13 protein-coding genes are annotated in these 13289 nt (G+C 61.1%); 6 read left to right on the top strand and 7 right to left on the bottom strand.

The window, feature by feature from the left end:
* Window positions 1–79: 79 nt before the first annotated feature.
* Window positions 80–700 (bottom strand): LexA family transcriptional regulator, encoded by a 621-nt coding sequence (locus tag Q0K17_RS07815; protein ID WP_294541835.1) that lies wholly within the window; start codon window positions 698–700, stop codon window positions 80–82.
* Window positions 701–906: 206 nt separating this feature from the next.
* Here Q0K17_RS07815 and Q0K17_RS07810 point away from each other — a divergent pair, with 206 nt between their 5' ends.
* Together Q0K17_RS07810 and Q0K17_RS07805 are read left to right on the top strand one after the other, a co-directional pair.
* On the top strand, window positions 907–1188 hold the full coding sequence (locus Q0K17_RS07810; RefSeq protein ID WP_294541833.1) for a hypothetical protein: 282 nt from the start codon (window positions 907–909) through the stop codon (window positions 1186–1188).
* A gap of 145 nt (window positions 1189–1333) precedes the next feature.
* Window positions 1334–2092, top strand: coding sequence for a copper homeostasis protein CutC (locus Q0K17_RS07805; protein ID WP_294541831.1), 759 nt, complete (start codon window positions 1334–1336; stop codon window positions 2090–2092).
* 53 nt (window positions 2093–2145) lie between these two features.
* Here Q0K17_RS07805 and Q0K17_RS07800 read toward each other — a convergent pair whose 3' ends face one another.
* The gene (locus Q0K17_RS07800) at window positions 2146–2670 is read right to left on the bottom strand and encodes a GNAT family N-acetyltransferase (RefSeq protein ID WP_294541829.1); all 525 of its coding nucleotides are present in this window, start codon (window positions 2668–2670) and stop codon (window positions 2146–2148) included.
* Window positions 2671–2682: 12 nt separating this feature from the next.
* Window positions 2683–4068 (bottom strand): MATE family efflux transporter, encoded by a 1386-nt coding sequence (locus Q0K17_RS07795; RefSeq protein WP_294541827.1) that lies wholly within the window; start codon window positions 4066–4068, stop codon window positions 2683–2685.
* A 132-nt stretch (window positions 4069–4200) separates the two neighbouring features.
* On the opposite strand from Q0K17_RS07795, the gene Q0K17_RS07790 reads away from it, so the two are divergent.
* From Q0K17_RS07790 to Q0K17_RS07780, 3 genes are read left to right on the top strand one after another with little or no spacing between them, the layout of a single operon-like run.
* A complete protein-coding gene (locus Q0K17_RS07790; protein ID WP_294541824.1) occupies window positions 4201–5154 on the top strand; it encodes a leucine-rich repeat protein in 954 nt (317 codons plus the stop codon).
* Window positions 5155–5195: 41 nt separating this feature from the next.
* The gene (locus tag Q0K17_RS07785) at window positions 5196–6569 is read left to right on the top strand and encodes a VWA-like domain-containing protein (RefSeq protein WP_294541821.1); all 1374 of its coding nucleotides are present in this window, start codon (window positions 5196–5198) and stop codon (window positions 6567–6569) included.
* Between the two features lie 24 nt (window positions 6570–6593).
* Window positions 6594–8126, top strand: coding sequence for an AAA family ATPase (locus Q0K17_RS07780; RefSeq protein ID WP_294541819.1), 1533 nt, complete (start codon window positions 6594–6596; stop codon window positions 8124–8126).
* A 145-nt stretch (window positions 8127–8271) separates the two neighbouring features.
* Here Q0K17_RS07780 and Q0K17_RS07775 read toward each other — a convergent pair whose 3' ends face one another.
* The 3 genes from Q0K17_RS07775 to Q0K17_RS07765 are packed head-to-tail and all read right to left on the bottom strand — an operon-like array spanning window position 8272 to window position 11952.
* The gene (locus Q0K17_RS07775) at window positions 8272–9423 is read right to left on the bottom strand and encodes an NAD(P)H-dependent glycerol-3-phosphate dehydrogenase (protein ID WP_294541817.1); all 1152 of its coding nucleotides are present in this window, start codon (window positions 9421–9423) and stop codon (window positions 8272–8274) included.
* Window positions 9323–9982: a metallophosphoesterase family protein gene (locus Q0K17_RS07770; protein ID WP_294541815.1), complete on the bottom strand. Its 660-nt coding sequence runs from the start codon at window positions 9980–9982 to the stop codon at window positions 9323–9325. The genes Q0K17_RS07775 and Q0K17_RS07770 overlap by 101 nt, the downstream gene beginning before the upstream one ends.
* The gene (locus Q0K17_RS07765) at window positions 9979–11952 is read right to left on the bottom strand and encodes a BMP family ABC transporter substrate-binding protein (RefSeq protein ID WP_294541813.1); all 1974 of its coding nucleotides are present in this window, start codon (window positions 11950–11952) and stop codon (window positions 9979–9981) included. The genes Q0K17_RS07770 and Q0K17_RS07765 overlap by 4 nt, the downstream gene beginning before the upstream one ends.
* 189 nt (window positions 11953–12141) lie before the next feature.
* Here Q0K17_RS07765 and epsC point away from each other — a divergent pair, with 189 nt between their 5' ends.
* Entirely contained in the window at window positions 12142–12804 is a 663-nt protein-coding gene (gene epsC / locus Q0K17_RS07760) for a serine O-acetyltransferase EpsC (protein ID WP_294541810.1), read from the top strand.
* Window positions 12805–12869: 65 nt separating this feature from the next.
* On the opposite strand, the gene Q0K17_RS07755 is transcribed toward epsC, so the two are convergent.
* Window positions 12870–13289 (bottom strand): transporter (locus tag Q0K17_RS07755; RefSeq protein ID WP_294541808.1); only part of this gene is annotated, 420 nt, incomplete at its 5' end.

Here is a 13289-nt window from a genome sequence, read left to right as displayed (position 1 = left end):
GCTGCGCCTGCACGCTTATCGGACGCAAGTCCCGGTTAACGGACTTTTCTGCTGGTATACTGGTTACTGTAAAAAGGCCTTACCACTTGGCCTTGGTCTCCACCACTTTGCCGGCAATGTACAGATGGTCCAGGTCCTCCCCCTTGATGACCACCTCATCATACGCCGGATTAAAGGGATGCAATACCACCGAGTTCCCCCGCTGAATGTACTTTTTCAGGGTGCCTTCCCCGTCCACGCCAAACACGATGACCCCCAGGTCCCCGTTGTCCAATGTGGATTGGCGACGCACCAGCGCCAGGTCCCCGTCCGAAATGCGGGGTTCCATACTGTCGCCCTTGACCACCAGATAAAAGTAGTTCTGCGGGTCCTTGACGCTGGCATATTCTTTGCCATAGTCCTCCTCAAAGGCCAGTGCACCGTAACCGGCACGCACCGTGCCCACCACCGGGACAAGACATTGTTCATAGCGGGCCATGACGTCCTGGCTGATGGTCGCGGCCGCATTGTGCAGCCCCAGCAGAGCGTCGGCGGTGGTGTCCAGGATCTCAGCCAGACGGGCAACGGTCTGGGGATCCGGCGTGGAGCGGCCGGTTTCCCACTTTCCTACTGCCTGCTGGGTCACACCCAACAGACGGGACACTTCAGCCTGACTGTATTTTTTGGCCTTGCGGGCCATCTTCAAGCGTTCTGCAAACATCTGCAAGCTCCTTTCCGGCCGGGGGGAGCCGGGGATTCTTTGATGTGCTTATTATACAACCTTTGGTAGTTTCTGTAAAGAGCGAAAATTGGAAAATTTTCACTCAAAAGTTGTTTTTTGGGTTGACAACAACTCTTTGTTGTATTATCATGGGGTCATGAAACAACAATTGGTTGTGATTGATACAGTTTGCGGAGGTATGAATCATGAACTTTCAAATGATCAAACAACAGGTATGTCGGTTTCTGATGTCGGCCATGGGCTTTCTGCTGCTGGTAATCTTCTGCGCTGCCGCAGAGGGGACGGTATTCTGGCTCGTCGCCCTGCTTCTGGGGCTGGCTGACCTGGTGGGAATGAACTTTCTTTGCGGGCTGGCAGAGTCCAAGCCTGCGCCCAAAACACAGTCTGCACCCGTGCGGACCTCCTGTGCCGCCGGAACACGCCGTGCAGTCTCCCTGCGGGTCGTGCGGGGCGGCCGGGCAGCCTGAGTCATCCTTTCCTGTTTTTTTATAGAACCGCCCGCTGCCCCCGCCGGATCTTCCCTGCGGGGGCACTGTGCATTTTCGGGTCTCCGTGGTATACTATGTTCAAATTTACAGGGCCGGACACTGATCCGGAGAAAGGGACCCGATTATGAAACCTGTATTGGAAGTTTGTGTGGACAGTCTGGCATCCGCCCGTGCGGCGGTGGCCGGGGGCGCAGACCGGCTGGAACTGTGCAGTGCCCTGGGCGTGGGAGGTCTGACCCCCTATGCCGCGCTGCTGGCTCAGATCCGGGAAGAAAGCACCATCCCGGTGCGCTGCCTCATGCGGCCTCGTCCGGGAGATTTTCTGTACACGCCGGAAGAGATCGACCTGATGTGCCGCCAGATCCCGGTGCTGCGGGAAGCCGGCGCCGACGGGTTTGTGATCGGTGCGCTTACGGCGGAGGGGGAAGTGGACACCGACGCTGTCCGCCGCCTGATCCGGGCAGCCGGTCCCGGGGCCGGTCTGACACTGCACCGGGCTATCGATGTCTCCCGCAATCCGGTGGAAACATATCTGGCCGCCGCGGCCCTGGGCATTGACACGGTACTGACCAGCGGCGCCGCCGCTTGCTGCCTGGATGGCCGGACCGTGCTGACTTCCCTGCTGGCCGAGCGGGACCGGACCGATGGTCCCGAGGTGCTCATCGGGGCCGGGGTGAACGCCCAGGTCATCCGGGAGCTGTGCCGGGTGCTGCCCCGGGCCAGAGCCTTCCACATGAGCGGCAAAACCCTGCGGGAAAGCGGCATGCGCTTCCGCCGGGAGGGCGTGCCCATGGGGCTGCCCGGTCTGGACGAATGGCACATCCAGCAGACCAGCGCTTCGGCGGTGCGGGAAGCCCAACAGGCGCTGGAAGAATCCGTCTGAATTTTCAACCAGAAAGGGCCTCTGCCGTGGAATTCCGGCAGAGGCCCTTTTCTTTATAGATCTTTTTGCAGGATATGACGGCGCTTCCCGCCGTAACACAGCACATCGGCGGCGGCAATGCGGTACCCCCGATGAAGAAAGCTGTACAGGCTGGCGGCGTTATCTGGATGAACGGTGCCCAGGCAATGGCGATAGGGACGGTCAGGCCAATCCAACAGGCGTTGTTCGGCCAGCTGCATCAGTCGGCCTTCCAGGCTGTGGCCCCGGTAGGGCGGTGCCACACAGCAGCTGTCCATCTGGGCACAGGCCCGCAGTTCCGCGCCCTGCATCCCCAGCTGCCGGCCCAGGGCGTCGGCAGCCTCCCCCGCCAGCTTGACGGTAAAATAGGCGGCCAGTTCGCCGGCCGGGGCCTGGGCCACATAGCAGAACCCTTCCCCGCTATCGATATGCGAGGCAAAATATGCCTCTGTATCCGGCACAAACCAGTCCTGACAAGCCAGTGCCCGCCGGGACACATGCATGACCCGCAGAATTTCCCTCAGGTCGTCGGGAACGGCAGGGCGAAGCAGAAAATCCATCTCCGGCTCCTTTCAGCTTTCGGCCGGCGCATCCTTGGCAGCCTGAGCTGCCATACACCGGCGCAGCCAGCCGCCCTGGAAATAGTAGACAGCAAACAGCAGACTGGCCAGAGCCCAGGTGATGGGGTAGCTGGCTTCCACCATGAGAATGGTGTGGAAGCGGGGCACCACCAGCAGCAGCCAGGCCACCCGCAGCCCACAGACACCGAACACGGTGATGAGGGTGGGCACCCGCACATCCCCGCAGCCGCGCAACGCGCCGGAGAAGATCTCAATGCAGACATAGGTGATGTAGGTGGGGACCAGGAAGTGCATCATCTGAACACCCTGGGCCACCACCGCGTCGTCCTGGCTGAACAGCCGGAAAGCCAGCTCCGCCAGCGGGTACAGCGCCAGACTGATGGCCACCGTGGTGCCGGCTGCCATGCCCAGGCAGACCCGGGTGCCGCGGTGGACCCGGTCATAGAGTCGGGCCCCGAAGTTCTGCCCTGCAAAGGTGGTGATGGCGATACCGAAGGAGCTGACCGTCATCCAGAAGAGGAAGTCGATCTTGCCGTACACGCTCCAGGCCGCCACCGCCGTGGTGCCGAACCCGTTCACCGCCGCCTGAATGACGATGTTGCTGATGCTGTACAGGGCCGACTGGGCCGCACTGGGCAGACCGATGCGGCAGATATCGGAAAGCACCGCCGGGTCCGGCCGCATGCGGGCGGTTTCCAGGTGCCAGGGCATTCCGTTGGAGCCTGCCAGACAGCGCAGCGTGAGCACCGCGCTGGCCAGCTGGCTGATGATGGTGGCCAGCGCGGCACCGGCCACACCCCATTTGAACCCGGCCACAAAGACGATGTCCAGCACGATGTTCACCAGGGAGGCAATGAGCAGGAAGTAGAGGGGACGCTTGCTGTCCCCCACCGCCCGCAGGATGTTGGTACCCATATTGTAGATGATCTGGGGAATCATGCCCAGGAAATAGATCTGCAGATACAGAGTGGCTGCGTCGATGATCTCGGCCGGGGTCTGCATGAGGAGCAGCACGCCGCGGCTGGTCACCAGCCCCAGCACCGTCAGCGCAGCACCGCCCAGAATGGCCATGGACAGAGCGGTGTGGACCTGACGGTCCACCGCTTCCACATTGCCGGCGCCGTAGCTCTGGGCAATGACCACCCCGGCGCCGCTGCACAGCCCGACGAACACCCCCACCAGCAGCTGAACAAAAGCACCGGTGGCGCCCACCGCCGCCAGGGCCTGGGTTCCCACAAAGTTGCCGACGATCAGGGTATCGGCGGTGTTGTACAGCTGCTGGAACAGGGTCCCGAACCAGATGGGCAGAAAGAACAAAAGCAGCTGACGGGGTATGGACCCCGTCAGGATTGCGTTTTGACCGTGCGATGTGCGCATAAAACCTTGTAACCTCCCCAAAATCTTTCTTCATTTCATATACCCAGGGATTTGTGTTTCCCGTCCCAACATTTTATGCTATAATAGCCCTGTTGTAAAGACCCGGACCCAAAACAGAAACGAGGTGGCAGTATGCAGCGTTCGGTCAGTATCCTTTGGGAGCCCTGCACAGGCGGGGCTCGGCTGCTGCGCCTGTTCGGGGAGTCGCCCCGTGCCCTGGTGCCGGATACAGCGGGCGGCCTGCCGGTGACCGAGATCGGGCCGTACTGCTTTTCCGCCCGCCGGGAGCCGGAAGGCGGACAGCTGGAAACGCCGGCGGGCGCCTGTCCTTCCGACCACCCCGTCTGCGGAGAGTTTGCGCAGGAAGTGATTCTGCCCGACAGCGTGCGAGCCATCCATAACGGCGCTTTCTACAACTGCCGTGCCCTGCGCTGCCTGACGGCGGGGCCCGGGATCGAAAGCCTGGGCAGCGACCTGTTCACCAACTGCCGCGCCCTGCGCACCTTTGCCCTGCGCGCCGCTCCCGACGAAGCCACCGGACTGAAAAAGATGCTGGCCGCCGTGGCTGCCGGCATCGGGGTGGAGTTTCTGGGCGGAACAGCACCGGCACGCCTGTACTACCCGGAATTTTCCGAGTATCTGCATGAAAACACCCCCGCCCACATCTTCAACCACAGCATTGAGGGGGTGGGGTACCGCTATCGCCAGTGTTTTGACCAGGGTGTGCTGGCCTTTGAAGAGTATGACGCCGCCTTCGCCATGGCTGACGCGGAGGAGTCCCCCGAAGGGCTCTGCCGGGTGGCCCTGGACCGGCTGTGCTGCCCCGTACAGCTGAATGAAGAAGCCCGTGCCCGGTACGGAGCCTATCTGGCGGACCATGCCGCTGATGCCGTGGCCGTGATCCTGGCCGACCGGGACGCCGCCGCATTGCAGGCCCTGGCCGGGGTACTGGACGAAACGTCCCGCCGGGAAGCGGCCCTTGCCTGCGGGCAGGCCCAATGGAGCGAGGGCGCAGCCCTGCTGCTGGCGGGCACTTCCGGCGCCGGACGGAAGCAGAAGAAGACCTACGATTTTGATGATCTGTGACCGGCTTTTGCCGGAACGCTTATACAAAGGAGGACAGGACCATGCCGCAGCATGTACAGACACAAGCCGAGTGGGAAGTCACCATGGCACGCCGCGCCATGGAACTGACCCGCAGCGAGCTGTATATCCAGCTTCGCTACCTGAATGCCGCCCTGGGGGCCCTGAGCCTGACCCCTGACCCGGAACCGGAGCGCGGCCCCGCCACCAACGGGGCGGCCTTGGTCTACGGGCCCGCCTGGGTGCTGCGCATTTACCGCAAAAACCGCAAGTATCTGGCCCGGGCGTATCTGCACAGTGTGCTGCACTGCATCTTCCGCCATCCCTGGCTGCGGGAAGGTCGGGACCCGGCTCTGTGGGGGCTGGCCTGCGACATTGCAGTGGAGCACACCCTGGACACCCTGGGAGTGGAGGCCCTGACCCGGCCGGTGAGCTGGCTGCGGCAAAAGACCTACGCCGAACTCAAGGAAAAGGCCAAATTTGTGGCCGCCGGCCCCATCTACCGGGTTCTGGCCCAGTGCAGCGCCGGGGAGCTGGACAAGCTGCAGCAGGAGTTTTACTGTGACAGTCACCGGCTGTGGCCCACCGACCCGGACTCCCCCGCCGCCCAGATGATGGGCCGTCAATGGGAGCAGCTGGGCCGGGAGACCCAGCTGAGCATGCAGCAGGCCGGACGTCAGGCGGGAGAAGCCGCCGGGGCCCAGAGTCTGGCCGCCCAGGTGGAAGCCGGACGCAGCCGCCGGCTGTACAAGGACTTCCTGCGCCGGTTCGCCGTATTGCGGGAGGAGCCCAGGCTGGATCTGGATGAGTTTGATCTGGGCTACTACACCTACGGGCTGACCACCTACGGAAACATGCCTCTGATTGAACCGCTGGAGACCCGGGAAAGCAAAAAGATCCGGGATCTGGTCATTGTCATCGACACCAGCGAGTCCACCGCCGGGGAGCTGGTGAAATCCTTCCTGCGGGAGACCTTCGGCCTGCTGAAAACCTCCGGCAGCTTTTTCAGCAAGTGCAACATCGTGGTGATGCAGTGTGATGATGCCGTGCGGGATATCACCTTCCTGAAGGACACCGAGACCCTGGAACGGTACGCCGCTGCCCTGACGCTGAACGGAGGCGGCGGCACGGATTTCCGCCCCGCCTTCGCCCGCATTGACGAGCTGCAAAAGGAAGGGCGGCTGCGGGATCTGCAGGGAGTTTTGTATTTCACCGACGGCAAGGGCACATTCCCGGCCCGACCGCCCGCCTATCAGACGGCCTTTCTCTTTCTGGAAGACGGGAGCCCGCCGCCGGAAGTGCCGCCCTGGGCCATCCGGCTGATCCTGGCTCCGGAAGAATTTATGCCCCAACAAAAGGAAACGGCTCCCACCCTGGATTGGCAGGAATGGGACCCCGACGAACTGCCCCAGCTGTAAGCATTCGGGAAGGAGTACGCAAGCATGGACATCAAACGCGCCAAGCAGGAAATTGAAAACACCGTCCGGGCCTATCTGGCCACCGACGACACCGGTACCCCGCTGATCCCCCCGGTCCGTCAACGGCCTATTCTGCTCATGGGCCCTCCGGGCATCGGCAAGACCCAGATCATGGAGCAGATCGCCCGGGATTGCGGCATCGCCCTGGTGGCTTACACCATCACCCACCACACCCGCCAGAGTGCCGTGGGTCTGCCGTTCATCCGGCACCGGCACTACGCCGGCGTGGACCGCAGCGTGACCGAATACACCATGAGCGAGATCATTGCCAGCTGCTATGAGAAGATGGAGCAGACCGGGCTGAAAAACGGCATCCTCTTCATCGACGAGATCAACTGCGTGTCCGAGACCCTGGCCCCCACCATGCTGCAGTTTCTGCAGGGCAAGACCTTCGGCAACCAGCCGGTTCCCGCCGGGTGGGTCATCGTGGCCGCCGGCAACCCGCCGGAATACAACAAGAGCGTGCGGGACTTCGACCTGGTCACCCTGGACCGGGTGCGGCGCATCGACATTGAACCGGAGCTTTCGGTCTGGCAGGAATACGCCCGCGCCCACCGCCTGCACCCCGGCATTACTGCCTATCTGGAGCTGCGGCCCCAGCACTTCTACAAGATCGAGAACGATGTGGACGGCCCCAAGTTCGTCACCGCCCGCGGCTGGGAAGATCTGTCCGCCTATCTGCAGGCGGCCGGGGCGCTGAGTCTGCCTGCGGACGAGGAGGTCATCGGGCAGTATCTGCGCCATCCGGAAGTGGCCCGGGATTTTGCCGCCTACTGGGCTTTGTATCAGAAATACCGCGCCGACTATGGGGTGGAGGATATCCTGCAGGGCAAGCCCTTTGATGCGGTGCTGGACCGCGCCCTCAACGCTGCCTTTGACGAGCGGATGAGCCTGGTCAGCCTGCTGCTGGCCGGACTGAACACCCGTTTTGCCAAAGCCCGTCAGACCGACGAGGCCACCGATGCCTGCTACCAACAGCTGCGCGCCTTCAAGCGCAGCCTGAATGGGGACATCACCGACCCTGCCGCCGTGTTTGCGGCCCAGTGCGATGACTATGAAGCCCAGCTGGAAGCAGGCAAGACATCCGGCCGGCTGACCGCCGCCCAGATCGCCGCCCACACCCGGGCTGCCGCCCTGATGCGGGGCTGGGGCAAGAAGCTGGACCCCGCCATGGACAACGACGAAGCCTTTGATACGGTGCGGGCCGGTTTCAACGCCCAGGTGCGCCGCCGGGAAGAGGCCGTAGCGGCCGCCGGGGATGCTCTGGAAGCCGCCTTTGATTTTATGGAGCGGGCCTTCCCCGACACCCAGGAGATGGTGGTGTTTGTGAATGAGCTGGCGCTGGGACCGGACTCCGCCGCCTTCCTGGCCGAGAACGAGTGCGAACGGTTCACCCAGTACAGCCAGAGCCTGCTGCTGAACCAGAAGCAGGACGAACTGCTGGCCGAGCTGGAGCGGAACGACCTGCGGCGCAGTGAGGGAAGTCTGGCGTTCTGAGCCTCCGCTTTTTCCACTAACAAAAACGCATCCGTGGAGAATTTCTCCCCACGGATGCGTTTTTTCATTTACAGGTCTGTCAATTGCCGACTGAATTCTTCCGGCAGGATGGCGCGGGTGCTGCAGGCGGCGGAAAAGAAGAGGCTCATTCCCGTTTCAGGTCCCGGCCCATGAGGGAGGCCACGGCGTTGCGGGCTTCCAGGTGACCGGACAGGATATCGGCCACCACCTCCACGATGGGCATTTCCACCTTGTACTTCTTGGCCAGCTTGCGGGCAGCGGGCAGGGCGTTGATGCCCTCCACCACCTGGCCCACTTCCTTTTTGGCCGTTTCGGCGTCCATGCCACGGCCCATGAGCATGCCGGCATGCAGGTTGCGGCTGTGCATGCTGGTGCAGGTCACGATCAGGTCCCCCATGCCGGAAAGGCCGGCGAAAGTGTTGGCCTGACAGCCCATGGCCACCCCCAGACGGGACAGCTCCGCGTTGCCGCGGGTGATCAGGGCCGCCTTGGCATTGTCCCCGTACCCCAGGCCCAACGCCACGCCCACAGCCAGCGCGATGACATTCTTGATGGCACCGCCCAGCTCCACACCACGGCGGTCGCTGTTGGTATAGACGCGGAAATTGGGGTTGGTGAAGGTCTTCTGCACCTGTCTGGCAGCTGCTTCGTCCTCACTGGCCGCCACGATCAGGGTGGGCAGGTCCCGGGCCACCTCCTCCGCATGGGTGGGGCCGGACAGGGCCACCACCTTGCAGGTTTCGTGTCCCGGCACCTTGGACAGCTCATCCTCGATGATCTCGGACATGGTCATCAGGGTCTTTTCCTCAATGCCCTTGGCCACGTCCACGATGACCTGTCCGTCCGGAATATACTTGGCAGCCTTTTTGGCCGTGGACCGGACAAAAACAGAGGGCACTGCAAATACCAGCAGGTCCCGTCCGGCGCAGATCTCGGCCATATCGGCAGTATAGTGCATAGCAGCGGGCAATTCCATGCCGGGAAGGTTGGGATGGCGGTGGGTGGTGGCCATATTCTTGAGTTCTTCGGGGATCGCACTCCACATGGTCACATCATGGCCGTTTACGGCCAGCAGACGCGCCAGAGCCGTACCCCAGGTACCTGCCCCCAAAACGCCGATCTTCTGTTTCATATCTTTGCCTCTTTCCGGCTGGGATGCCCCCGCCTGTTTCTCGTTATCGGTTTGCACCAAACCCGCGCCAGCGGGCCAGCAGCCCCTGGTGAACCGGTATGTCCGGCTTGTCCGGCAAATCGATGGTAAAACGCTCAAACGCATTGATGATGCGCGTCTGGCCGTATTGATGTTCCCGCTCGACGTTGGCTCCATATGTCAGATGTACATGACCATGAAGCATCACATCGGGCTTGTAGGTATCCAAAACTTCCCGAAAGACCGTGAACCCGCGATGGGCCAGATCATTCAGGTCTCCGTAACCATGCAGAGGGGCATGCGTCACCAGCACATCCACCCCGCCTGCCCGGGCAATCTTGCCCCGGACACGGCGGATGCGGCGGCGCATCTCCGCTTCGGTAAACTGCCAGGCGCCGGTACGGTACCGGCAGCTGCCGCCCAGCCCCAAAAACCGATATCCTTTATAGCAAAACACATCGTCGTCAATGCACACAGCCCCTGCGGGCGGGCGTTCGTCATAGCTTTCGTCATGATTGCCATGCACATACACCACCGGCACCGGCGCAACGGTTGCCAGGAAATCCAGATAATGGAAGTTCAGGTCCCCGCAGCCAATGATCAGGTCATAGCCGCGCAGTTTTTCCGGCTCATAATAATCCCAGAGGTATTTGGATTCCTCATCCGCTACGGCCAGAAGCCTCATAGTTCAGCCTCCTTGTCCACCGGCAGCCTATCCCGGTGGATCCCTTGCATGCGATACATCGGCTTGGATGCCTCGGTCAGGGCGTCATATTCCGGGATCTCCCCGTCAACAGCATCACACAGCCAGTCCATATGCAGAATCTGCTCGGGGGCAAAGCCGGAATGGCCTTCGTTCATCAGGGTCCCGTCCTGCGCCACAATATGGCAGGCAAAGGGGTCGATGCCGCCCGCAATGATGCCCTGGCGCAGAATTCCCGCCAGATGCCGCACATCATGGGGAAGTTCCCGGCTGAACAGCACATCCATAACGCCGCTGTTCATGCCCCACCAGTAGTTGACCGCACGGGGCGTACCGTCGGCGGCATCCTTGGCCCAGGCTCCGTTGAGCACGCTGCGGATCACATTTTCATAGAACTGGCCCCAGTGCCAGAAGGGCGAGGCCAGATCTTCCAGACGTCCCCCGGGACGAATCATGAAGATGCCGAATTCCCGCTGAGGACGCCCCGGCGCCGGGTTGTCACGGCCGGAAATGATCGTGATACCCTTGGAGGTGAATTCCTGCATGGGGTCTCCGGGCAGGCAGGTCCATTGCAGGTCAATGCGGACCTTGGGGTTGACCATGCGCGCCCCCAGGGCAAAGGCATTGATATTGGCAGGCGTGCCGAAGCTGGGATAATCGGCCACATACCCGATACGGTCGCTGCGGCTCATGGCGCCGGCAATGGCGCCGCTGATGAATTTGGCCTCATATACCCGGGTGTAGTAGGTCCGGATGCTGGTGTACGGCATATCCACCGAGCAGTTCAGGATACGAACCTCCGGATGCTGGATGGCCGCGCGCAAGGAGGCCCCCACCAGTTTGGGGCTGGTGGTAAAGACGATATCCGCACCTTCCGCAATGGCCTGTTCCACCAGTGCATCGGCGTTCTCCCCCGCCACCGCTCCGTGATAGGCAACGGTCTCCACCTGTCCGGCAAAGACCTGATCCAGCTGGCAGCGGCCGAATTCATGCTGACTGGTCCAGGCGCTGGTCTCGGGGGTACGCTCATTGACAAATGCGACCTTCAGGTGGGTGGGCGTGGAATTGGTGCGGATCCCCGGCAGAATGCGGTTCAACAGCTTGGGCTGGGCGGGTCCCGGCTCGGCGGGCTGGGTGCTCAGCTTGACGGGCTGCGGGTTCTGGATGGCCAGAACGTCAGGCCAGACCGACTCAATGGCTTTGGCCAGTTCGGCAGGGGTGCGCTTCTTCAGATCATCCACCTTGTACAGGCGGATCAGCAGGAGCAGGACATCCCCCACTGTCGGGCGCATGGATTCACCGCCCTTGGCATAATAGGCCTTCTTGGTCCAGTTATACAGCGAAAGAATGTCGGCGCGTTCTTCGGCCGTCCACTTCTCTCCGGGAGCCTTTCCCATGGCTTTCTGCAGGCGGGCATAACTGCCTTCCTGGGTGAAAGTCAGGGTATACATACCGCAGATGGGATAATACTCCACAAATTCATAATACTGGCGGATCTGCGGGTTGTCGCTGTACTGCGGCATGATACGGGTCACGCTGGCAGAGATGGAATCCGCGCCGAAATACTTCAGGACGCTGACCCGTTTGTTGCCTTCCTGCACATAAAAGCGGCCCAGGTATTCAAAGCAGCGGATGGGGTCACGGATGCCTTCCTCCACATGGGCCATGCACAGAGAAACCCACTTGGTGGCAAACTCGGTCTTGGGGCTGAGCAGCGGCAGAAAATTGGAAGAAAACGCCGCCGTGCGGCCCGCCGTTTTGGTTCCCACCACCAGTTCCAGCGGAATTTCCACAATGCCAATGGGCAGCTGATTTTCAATGTTGGCGTTCTGAAGAATGTCATCCAGTACCGGCAGATACGGATACTGACCCGCTGCCATCTTTTCACGGTAATCGCGCTGCGCACGCTTCCACGCGTGCTGATATTCTTCCAGCGCTTCCATTCGATTCATAATGACTGCCCCCTGTTCTTTCCCGATTTTTTCCCTTTTCTTTCCCATATTTCAGGCCGGATGACCCGACCATATACAAAGGTATTATAGCATATTCCCCCACGCCCGAAAAGGGATTCCGTTGCCTTTTTCCCGAAAATATGGTATGGTTATTCCATTAGCGAATTTACAGGAAAAGAGGTAGGCGGCATGGGCCTTTGGGCAGACGCAAAGAATATACGGGACAAGGACCCCGCAGCACGCAATGTGCTGGAAGTGATTTTGCTGTATCCGGGATTTCATGTACTGGTGACCCACCGGATCGCCCATTGGCTGTATCGGCACAAACTGTTGTTCCTGGCCCGCCTGGTCAGCCAGATTTCCCGTCACCTTACGGGTATCGAGATTCATCCGGGGGCCAAGATCGGTCAACGGCTGTTCATTGACCACGGCATGGGGATCGTGTTCGGCGAAACCACCGAGATCGGCGATAACTGCACCATCTATCACGGCGTGACCCTGGGCGGTACCGGCAAGGACACCGGCAAGCGGCATCCTACCGTTGGCAACAACGTGCTGATCGGTGCCGGAGCCAAGGTTTTGGGGCCTGTATTCATCGGAGACAACGTCCGTGTGGGGGCAGGCAGCGTGGTGCTCCACAACCTGCCCGCCAACGCCACCGCCGTAGGCATTCCCGCGGAGGTCGTCCGGGTCAACAACATCCGCTGCTGCCCCGCCGATGATCTGGACCAGCAGGATCTGCCGGACATGCAGCTGCAGCGCATCCAGCAATTGGAGGCACGGCTCAGCCGCATCGAGGCTAAACTGCAGGGGGAATATCCGCCGGATAAGCCGGTAGGCCCCCGGACTTGAGTATTATAAAAAATGCGCCCGCAGCGCTTCCCCGTGTTGGAAGAATGCTGCGGGCGTTTTTTATCTCAGCCGAATGTCTCGTCGCTGTCGTGGTGGTTGCTTTCCATCAGGTCCGGAGCCGTATGTCCATCCGGCATGGTGGAACCGAAGCTGGGCACAAACACAAACTTGCGGATCAGGAAGATCAAACCGATGGAAGCCACACTGATAAGGTTTTCAATTGCGGAAGCATGTCCCAGGATCATCTGGCGGGCGATGGCGTACAAAAGCACTTCCAGCGCACTTCCCGGACTATGCTTGGCAAGCATCTTGATGAACTCAATACCAATGACCAGATTGAAAGCATGTCCCAAAAACGTCTGGAATGCATCGGTATTGTCCGAAAACCAGAGGGAAACCATCTCCTGGGCAATAGGGATCGTACTGACCAGAAGGCCTACCAGTACCATTACCGAGAGAAGCATTTCCAGCAGGCTGGCAGCCGC

This window comes from uncultured Gemmiger sp., assembly GCA_944388105.1.
Classification (GTDB): domain Bacteria; phylum Bacillota; class Clostridia; order Oscillospirales; family Ruminococcaceae; genus Gemmiger.
The sequence above is the reverse complement of the archived record's forward strand: the minus strand, read 5'-3'. Positions and strand labels throughout refer to the sequence as shown.

Excerpts from the sequence above, each read along its gene's own strand:
- Q0K17_RS07770 (WP_294541815.1), bottom strand. The coding sequence starts at position 9,982 with ATGAGGCTTCTGGCCGTAGCGGATGAGGAATCCAAATACCTCTGGGAT.
- Q0K17_RS07795 (WP_294541827.1), bottom strand. The coding sequence starts at position 4,068 with ATGCGCACATCGCACGGTCAAAACGCAATCCTGACGGGGTCCATACCC.
- Q0K17_RS07765 (WP_294541813.1), bottom strand. The coding sequence starts at position 11,952 with ATGAATCGAATGGAAGCGCTGGAAGAATATCAGCACGCGTGGAAGCGT.
- Q0K17_RS07775 (WP_294541817.1), bottom strand. The coding sequence starts at position 9,423 with ATGCGTTTGAGCGTTTTACCATCGATTTGCCGGACAAGCCGGACATAC.
- epsC (WP_294541810.1), top strand. The coding sequence starts at position 12,142 with ATGGGCCTTTGGGCAGACGCAAAGAATATACGGGACAAGGACCCCGCA.
- Q0K17_RS07790 (WP_294541824.1), top strand. The coding sequence starts at position 4,201 with ATGCAGCGTTCGGTCAGTATCCTTTGGGAGCCCTGCACAGGCGGGGCT.
- Q0K17_RS07780 (WP_294541819.1), top strand. The coding sequence starts at position 6,594 with ATGGACATCAAACGCGCCAAGCAGGAAATTGAAAACACCGTCCGGGCC.
- Q0K17_RS07810 (WP_294541833.1), top strand. The coding sequence starts at position 907 with ATGAACTTTCAAATGATCAAACAACAGGTATGTCGGTTTCTGATGTCG.
- Q0K17_RS07785 (WP_294541821.1), top strand. The coding sequence starts at position 5,196 with ATGCCGCAGCATGTACAGACACAAGCCGAGTGGGAAGTCACCATGGCA.
- Q0K17_RS07800 (WP_294541829.1), bottom strand. The coding sequence starts at position 2,670 with ATGGATTTTCTGCTTCGCCCTGCCGTTCCCGACGACCTGAGGGAAATT.
- Q0K17_RS07815 (WP_294541835.1), bottom strand. The coding sequence starts at position 700 with ATGTTTGCAGAACGCTTGAAGATGGCCCGCAAGGCCAAAAAATACAGT.
- Q0K17_RS07805 (WP_294541831.1), top strand. The coding sequence starts at position 1,334 with ATGAAACCTGTATTGGAAGTTTGTGTGGACAGTCTGGCATCCGCCCGT.